Consider the following 5,603-nt stretch of genomic DNA (forward strand, 5'->3'; position numbering starts at 1 on the left):
TCCCGCAGCCTGCCGCCGGACCACCGGCACCTTGACCAGGCTCCCCACCCGGGCGTCTTCGGCCAAAGCGGCAGGCAGACGATAGGTGAGGGTATGGAAGATGGGCAGGGCCACCGCCACTTCCCACAAGTCCTCAATATCGTGGGAATCAGGGTCTTTTGGGGCGGTTTTAGTCATTTAAGGTCCAATAAGTTCAGAACTACTGCGGATCCTGGGAAACGCGCGGCCTTTGCGTCCGGAAACTTTTGAGCGTATTCAGGGACTGCTCCGTATGGTTTACGACAGTAAGGATTATCTCGAAGGGCAAAAGTCTTTTTTAGAGAAACGAAATCCGGTTTTTAAAGGGGAATGAAATTATACATAACGTCATAAATAATTGCACATTGTTAAAGCTTATCAAAATATATTATAGGGTCGTAAGATTACTGATTTATAGCAGTTAACGGTAGCCATAACCGGACCCTCAAAGTGCGGAGCCCAGCGGAGTAATGTCGGTTGCACCCCGCTGTTAGCCGTCAGTTTATCCGACGGTAGCAAGAATGTACTCCATCCTGCGTTGCTTACACCACATCTCAGCCGCCTTTCGTTTGCGCTGCACGTCGTTGGAGTCAACACGGCTGGGGTCTTTCACCTCGATAACGGCCTTCCTCCCGTCTTCGTATTCAACAAGAAAGTCCGGCACATAGCGCCGCTGGTGTTTCTGCCCGTCAATCCAAGGGATCGTGATGCCGTGGCGCTTCATCCACTTGACGACGTGCGGATCGCGCTCCAGCCGGTCCATCATCCGGCGCTCCAAGTCGCTTTGGAACCGCTCGAAGTTCCAAGGGCTCTTCTTGGGATTCCTTAACTCGCCATGAATGCTAATCGCCATATTCGATGATCCCCGCTATCAGCCCAGGAATGGCCCCGACCTTGGGTTTAACCTGCCGGAGCATCTTCCATGCGTAGTCAACTTCCGTGCGGTCGGCCAACCCCAGCGAAGCGCCGTTGAGGAAGTTCTTGCGGATATGCTGCACTAGTGCGCTATATACGCGATCCTTGAAGGTCGCCGCGTAACCGGCTTCAACAGTCAACGCCTCTGCAATCTCCAGCATACCCATCTTGACGGCGTCCCGGATCGCTTCATCGGATATCTGAACACCCGCCCCGCCGGGGGTAGATGGATCGGGGGCCGAGTGGATCGTCTTCCATCCTTCTTTGCCGAGTTCCTGACCAACCACGCCGGAGATGCCCAGTTTCGTGATCTCAACCACAGTAGGGTCGTACTCGATGGCGTCCATCGCCTCTTTCCAGTTCTCCATGGGTTGAGGCGGCGGGCCGAAGTCTCCCAAGTCGAACTCGCCGTCATCCACAAAGGACGGATCAACCGGCGGCACGTCAATCACAAGGTCCGGGTTGGCGAACTCCTGCTTGGGCGGCGGAGGCGGAAGGTCTTCCGTCTCGTCGAACAGGTCGTCGATCAGAACGCCCTCGCGCTTCCGGGCGTTGAAGATGTCCCACAGCCATTGATGCTCCAGCTTGGGGTGATCCACCACCGCGCAGATTTGCGGCTCGTTCGGCTCGACGCCTTTCACCCGCACGCGCCGCAAACCGCGCCCGATGACCTGTTGCCCATACACCCGCGAGCCGAACTTGCGCAGCAATAGAATCACGCCCACTTCGGGTACGTCCCAGCCCTCGCGCAGCATCAGCACGCTGACCACGGCTTTGTAAGGTTTGCCGGTCTTCTGTTGCCGGCCCAACTCCCGCGCCTTCTGACGGTCCGCCTCGTCGCTGTCTTCGGTCACCAGAAGCGTTTTCACCCTGAAATACTTGTTCAGCGTTTGCTCGGCCTTCTCGGCGTCCGCCTTGCACACCGCCACTACGAATAGAATTGGCTGATACCGCCCCTTGGCCCGGCGCTCCTGCTCCTCAAGGCGCTTCAGCGCGATCGCCATCTGCTGCCGCATCGGTTCGTCGTCCGTCACCCACTGCGTCGCGCTCAATCCGAGCCGATCCACTTCTTCCCAGTCGATTTCCTCGACCTTGCGCTTCTCGCCGGTCCTCGCGTCCGTGTAGGTCAATTGCACGGTCTTGATGTCGGGCTGGTAGACCACGGGCGTCTTGATGATCCCATCGTGCAGGGCGTCGGTCACCCCGTATTCGTAGACCATCTCGCTGTCCGGTGTACGACCGTCCGCGCGGTCGGGCGTCGCGGTGGTGTCCACCCGCAGCACGACCTTCTCGCGCATCCGCAGGAGTGTCGCATCGTATTCCGGGGCGGGCGAGTTGTGCGCCTCGTCGTTGAACAGGGCAAAATCCGGCCCGTTCATCAGCGCCGAAAGATTGCTCTGCCCGCTCTTGTTGCTTAGATAGAACTGGTGAATGTTGCCAAGAATCACACTTGAGCTGAACAGGCTGGACCAGCCCCCCGCTTTTCCGCTTCCGAGCGTGGTCAAGTCGAATTGGCCAATCGCGGAAGCCCAATCAGGGATCAAAGAACGGTTCTTGAAGACCTTGCCGCCCTGGAAATCATCCTCCAGCCGGTCCCGCACGATCAGGTTGGGGCACAGCAGCACGAACTTTTGGACGTTATGCGCGATGCGCAGCCAGGCGACCAGCGCCGCGATGACCGCCGTCTTGCCGCCGCCGGTCACGATATTGAGCAGCAGCCCGTCCGCGCCGATTTGCGTCTTGCCAAGAACCTCATGCGCATACACCACCCGCAGGAAGGATTCCCACTGATGCGGCCAGAGCGTCCCCGTCCGCGCTGCCTGGTCGTCGTCCGGCGAGGTCAAAAACTCGATGTATTTGTACGACTCCGCCTTCAGGCCGGGCATTCCGTCCCGCCGCCAGTCGCGGAAAGCGTCCTCGTATCGTGCGAATTGATTGAACATGCGCTCAGCTTACCTCAATCTCGGCGGTCCCCAGTCCTTCGCCACCCATGTCGTCCTGCACCTTGCAGGCGATGCGTTTCCTACCCGCCGTGGGAAACTCGTATTGCGCCTGCAACTGCGGCTCCTTTTTCGCACCACGCACGAACGAATACCCCGGTGTGCTGGAAAACCGCTTCCCGTAGTCAAAATCCCACTGCACGTTGATGATCTTCGCCCCGGCGTTCATCACCACCGTCTCGCTCACGTCGAACCGGTAGGTGCGCGCGGCGATACGCTTGTGGCCCACCTCGACCCGCGGCGGCTGCACAAAGGTCAGGAAGTTCTCATAGTCCGCGTGGTCAGTCGAGAGCGCCGACACATGCTCGCGAAAGCGCAGCGAGTCGATGCGCACCTGGTCCAGCCGGATGAAATTGAGGTCGGTCTGCTCCAGCCGCCGCAGCCGCTCGGCCGCGTCCATCGCATCCTGCCGGAACGCCCAGGCCAGCATGATCCCGTCGCGCAGGTTGTCCTGCTTATAGCGCAGCGTCTTGCGGATGGCGTTGGCGAAGTCCTGCACGTCTTGCGCCGTCACGCCCTTCTTCGGGTTCGGCTCGCCCACCCAGACGGGAACCGCCCCCTTCATGCCGTGGATACCGGCCTGATGCTCCTCATCCACCGCGCCGAAGCATTTGAGCACGAAGGCGCGGAACTGCTGCGACGGCATGTCGGCCAGTCGCCGCGTCTCATACACACCCCAGTGCTCGACCGTGAAGTCCGGCACGGGAAACAGCTTGCCCGTCTGTTCCTCGACCTGGCGCGTCAGCCGGTCCGCCGTGATCGCCACCGCCACGCGCGACTGGTCGCAGGCGATCCAGCGCCGCCCCAGCCGCTGCGCCACCGCCGCCGTTGTCCCGCCGCCCGTGAAGAAATCGGCTACTACGTCGCCTTCGTTGGACGAGGCTTGAATGATGCGCTCCAGTAAGGCTTCGGGTTTCTGTGTGGGGTAGCCGATTCTTTCCGCAGCGCTCGCATTGATATGTTGTAGAGGCCACACGTCACCGACTTTTTTCCCATCTTCTTTCAAGAATACCTTGTATGGCTCTTGGCCCTTTCGTTTTTGCCATCGGAACCACTTTCCTGTTTCATCCTGTTTATAATGAGAATCGGCCTTGCCTGCTGTCTCAGAATATGGCTCATATTGATCGCGAAATGACCATTCGGATCCTTTGCTGTACCACAGTATACAATCATGGAGTTTTTGGAACATCCGGCTTGAGGCTGTATATCGCCTGTAATACCAAACGATCTCATTTCTAAGATTTGAAACCCCGAAGATTTTGTCCATCTCGACCTTCACATAATGACTTGCGTGCCAGTCGAGGTGGACGTAGATGCTGCCGGTCTTCTTGAGGAGGCGTTTCATTTCGTAGAGGCGGGCGTTGAGCCAGATGAGGTAGCCGGGCATCCCGCCTTCCCAGATGTCCGAGAACGAGCGCAGTTCGTTCTGGTCGCCGAAGATGACGTTGTATTGCCGCCCGGAGAAGAACGGCGGGTCGAGGTAGATGAGGTCGGTGCTCTCCGAAGGGAGCTGGCGCATGACGTGCAGGTTGTCGCCCCAGAAGAGGCGGTTGGGTTCTAGGTCGGGATGGCCGAAGGCGACGCGCTCGACCACCTGGAAGGGGAGATAGACGGCGGGGTAGAGCTTGCGGAAGCCCTTGCGCCGGTTCCAGCCCAGCGGCTCCTTCTCCACCGGCACGCTGCCGAAGCGCGTCGGCGGCCGCCAGAACTCCTCCTGCTGCGGCAGCGCGTCCGCCCGCTCGTCAACATCGGCCACCTCGGACGGCGCGATAAAATCACCCTTAACCGGGCCGGTAGTGGATGCACTCTGGTCTTCTTCGTCTTGGTTTGGCATCAGGCGTTTCCTTCCAGGGGGCCGAATCCTCTCCTCGATGGCATGATAGCAAAAATTTGCCCGAAAAAGCAATTTTTCATCATACTTAGGGCATACCACACCCTTAGAAATCCAGACACCTCTCTGCTGTGGAGCTTAAGGACCACAGGCCAGCACTGATCGGTAGTGGTGAGCCAGAGGAAAGGCGGAGGGCCTATAAGCAGTTCATGTCTCTGGATAAAGAAATTCCAAGGTACTTGCCAATATACGCAATTCTGAAGGAGTTGCGATATCATGCGCATAGATTAATGACGCTAGGTTTAATTACGCTATGAAGCCAAAGGACTTATGGCGTGGGAATACCAAGATCTTTACAAATCTTGTAAGCCAGTTTGTCCACTATTTCGGTGTGTCTGGGTACGGATGAGGTCTTTCCATTAGCTAGTGTCGCGTTTCGGAAATAACTTTAATAAATCAGGGTCTTAAAATTCCCCCTCCCCTGGTGGGTGGGGGTTGGGGGGTGGGGGTATAAGGCTTTGTATTTATTGATGGTTTTTTCACCCCCACCCTAACCCTCCCCCATCAAGGGGGAGGGAACAAGAGGCTTTTCTTTTTTTAAGGTTTCCTTGAAACGCGACACTCGGTTCCAATACACCGAGTGCCTTCTCCCCTGGCGCAACAATTCGCACCCATATTGTCTGAGGTGCCTCAGTAAAACCATGTTGCGCTCATAGAGGTAAGAATTGACAATTCTCCTGTAGGGGCGCAATTTATTGCGCCCAAAAGGGCGTGATAAATCACGCCCCTACGTTAGAATTACTTGTTTGACGGCAACTTGGTATAAGGCGCGACGCAGC

At 57.5% G+C, this 5,603-nt stretch carries 4 protein-coding genes; all 4 read right to left on the minus strand.

The annotated features are described in order from the left end of the window. Window positions 1–177, minus strand: a 177-nt coding sequence (locus Q8M85_RS23420; RefSeq protein ID WP_371135276.1) for a hypothetical protein, incomplete at its 3' end; no start/stop codon positions are given. A 343-nt stretch (window positions 178–520) separates the two neighbouring features. Next, the gene (locus Q8M85_RS15550; RefSeq protein WP_305546237.1) at window positions 521–871 is read right to left on the minus strand and encodes a TnsA endonuclease N-terminal domain-containing protein; all 351 of its coding nucleotides are present in this window, start codon (window positions 869–871) and stop codon (window positions 521–523) included. Next, window positions 861–2,819: a DEAD/DEAH box helicase gene (locus Q8M85_RS15555; protein WP_305546238.1), complete on the minus strand. Its 1,959-nt coding sequence runs from the start codon at window positions 2,817–2,819 to the stop codon at window positions 861–863. Before Q8M85_RS15555 ends, Q8M85_RS15550 begins: the two co-directional genes overlap by 11 nt. Before the next feature lie 61 nt (window positions 2,820–2,880). Then, the gene (locus Q8M85_RS15560; protein WP_305546239.1) at window positions 2,881–4,767 is read right to left on the minus strand and encodes a site-specific DNA-methyltransferase; all 1,887 of its coding nucleotides are present in this window, start codon (window positions 4,765–4,767) and stop codon (window positions 2,881–2,883) included. Between the last annotated feature and the right edge of the window lie 836 nt (window positions 4,768–5,603).

It is taken from the genome of Tabrizicola sp. (assembly GCF_030694085.1).
Taxonomy (GTDB): domain Bacteria; phylum Pseudomonadota; class Alphaproteobacteria; order Rhodobacterales; family Rhodobacteraceae; genus Tabrizicola.